This is a genomic window from Chitinivorax sp. B (assembly GCF_005503445.1).
GTDB lineage: Bacteria > Pseudomonadota > Gammaproteobacteria > Burkholderiales > SCOH01 > Chitinivorax.
In genome coordinates, this window is the sequence record NZ_SCOH01000129.1 from 1 (window position 1) to 2,045 (window position 2,045).

Consider the following 2,045-nt stretch of genomic DNA (forward strand, 5'->3'; position numbering starts at 1 on the left):
TAGCGGGTGACTTGGCCGTTCGGGTCGGTGGCGGTCTTGACCAGCCCGAAGTTACCGTAGCTCCACGACCAGACGCGGCTCTTGCCGGGTTTGTTGGCGGCATCCAGCTCGGTGACGGTTTTCTTATTCAGGTTGCCTTGCGCATCGTAGTCGAACTGCGTCAGTCGGCCCGGTTCGGTGATCTTGGTCCGCAGCCGCCAGCTCGGGTGCCACTCGGTCTTGATTACGCGTTGCTCAGGTTTACCTACCGCTTCAGTGCGGCTGGTTTCCAGGTTGCGGGTCAGGTCGTATTGGTAGGTGGTCTGGATGCCGTTGAAATCAACAAACTGGATGGTGTTGCCATTGCCATCGTACTGATAGGATTGGGTGCGGACGCAATTGCTGCCGCAACTTTCCGTGAAGGTTTTGATGCTGGGCAAACCCATGGTCGTAGTCAGCTCATAATGACTGACGGCACCCAAGGCATCCAATACGTCTACTTGCAATAATGCCGGTTGCGTCACCACATTGTAGGCAAAGCTATTCTCCCAGTAGCCGTCGACCACTATCTTGGGCGATGTGGTGTAGGTGACGGTGATCCGCTCTGCGCCGTTAGCATGCTCAGTGAGCTTGGCAAAACCGTCGGCGTTATAGGCAAAATTGGCAAAACGTTGTTTGTTCTCATCGATGATGCCGGTCAAGGCTTGCGGTTGCGCGCCGCCCTCGATCAATGCCGGCTCGGCATACCGATATTCACGCACCGCTGCATCGGGATAGGTGACGCTGATCAGTCGGTCTTGCAGATCGTATCCATACTGCACGGTCTTGCCATCCGGCCCCGTTACCGACTGCAGTCGATCATACCTGTCATAACGGAAAGACAGTTTTCGATTGAAATTATCCGTGACCGCAATCAGCAGATTCGGCGAGGCAGCCATGTCCACTGGCGTGGTGGCATCGCTGTATTGCAATTTTCTCAGATAACCGGAGCGACTCAATATCGAGATCAGGCGTCCCTGATTATCGTATTGCTCGATGTCCTCCCGATCATCGCAGCTGCGATAGGTCCAGCCATCTTTGCGATTGCCGGTCAGGATGTGGGTCACATCGGCATCCGATTGCCAGACATTTCCCTTCTGGAGATAGGTGAAGACCCCCCCCATTGGCCCGTTGAACACGCACTGTATCCAACCTGCTGGGGCCAGATACAACCTGATGAGCCTTGATCGAACGCCGATAGGTATGGGTCCAACCCGCGCCCAGATAGGGCGCGCTGTTATAGGTCCGGACAAAGCCGAGCTGACTCTGGCCTGAGGGCGCAATGTCGACTTCAACTTGACGCTTGTTGCCAGTGCCAATTTCGATGGGATTGCCCTTGAAGGGATTCTTTCCTCGTATGGGACACATCCCCAGTTTTTTATGCCGTTCCAACAAAATAACGGGCTCCGGATAACAGAGTAACTGGCCATCCGGTGCGCGCATGCTGACCAATTGGGGTCCGCAGCTGATTCCCCGCGCCCAGACATGGGAAAACTTTTCTTCGCCGGGGCACAGTGCATTGTTGACGCCTTCCCAGCCAACGCCACCCGGTACACCGTTTGGCGTCAGTTTAAAACTCTGATACCCATTATTTCCTTTTCCTCCCGGCATGCTACAGGTCTTGTTCGCATGGATGGTCAAGGTTGGGTCAAATGCGCCAACTGGCGGTGGCGCATCAGGCTTTTCGCATTCAACCGTTCCCCCTAACTGAACACACTCGGAAACATCCATGGCCCAAGCTGAGCCACTGAGCAACAGTGCACCGATAAAAATGGGGTTAAGTGTCGAAAATTCGTACAATTTCATCTCAATTCACTCTTGAACAACATAATTCAATTAGCCTCAACCTCGATTGGTGAGGACAAACCAATGCATTGTTAACTTTTCATGACAGGGTGGGCGACCATGCGCTGTCTACCCTATCCGCCTCGCCAACTTGCCTGGCGGATCCCAGCGGGTTTGCTGGCTTTTTTTGATGAGCGCGGGGACAGGTCAGATATTGCCGACGTGATCGGCATGAAAGAATA

General features: G+C 54.1%; 1 protein-coding gene and 1 pseudogene. Both read right to left on the reverse strand.

Annotated elements, in window-relative coordinates:
- Positions 1-1,085 (reverse strand): annotated as a pseudogene (locus FFS57_RS24705) (hypothetical protein); the annotation flags it as partial.
- The gene (locus FFS57_RS25505; RefSeq protein ID WP_171014208.1) at positions 1,027-1,824 is read right to left on the reverse strand and encodes a DUF6531 domain-containing protein; all 798 of its coding nucleotides are present in this window, start codon (positions 1,822-1,824) and stop codon (positions 1,027-1,029) included. The gene FFS57_RS25505 and the pseudogene FFS57_RS24705, both read right to left, overlap by 59 nt.
- Positions 1,825-2,045: the final 221 nt, after the last annotated feature.

Coding starts and splice junctions, on each gene's coding strand:
- FFS57_RS25505 (WP_171014208.1), bottom strand. CDS start 1,824: ATGAAATTGTACGAATTTTCGACACTTAACCCCATTTTTATCGGTGCA.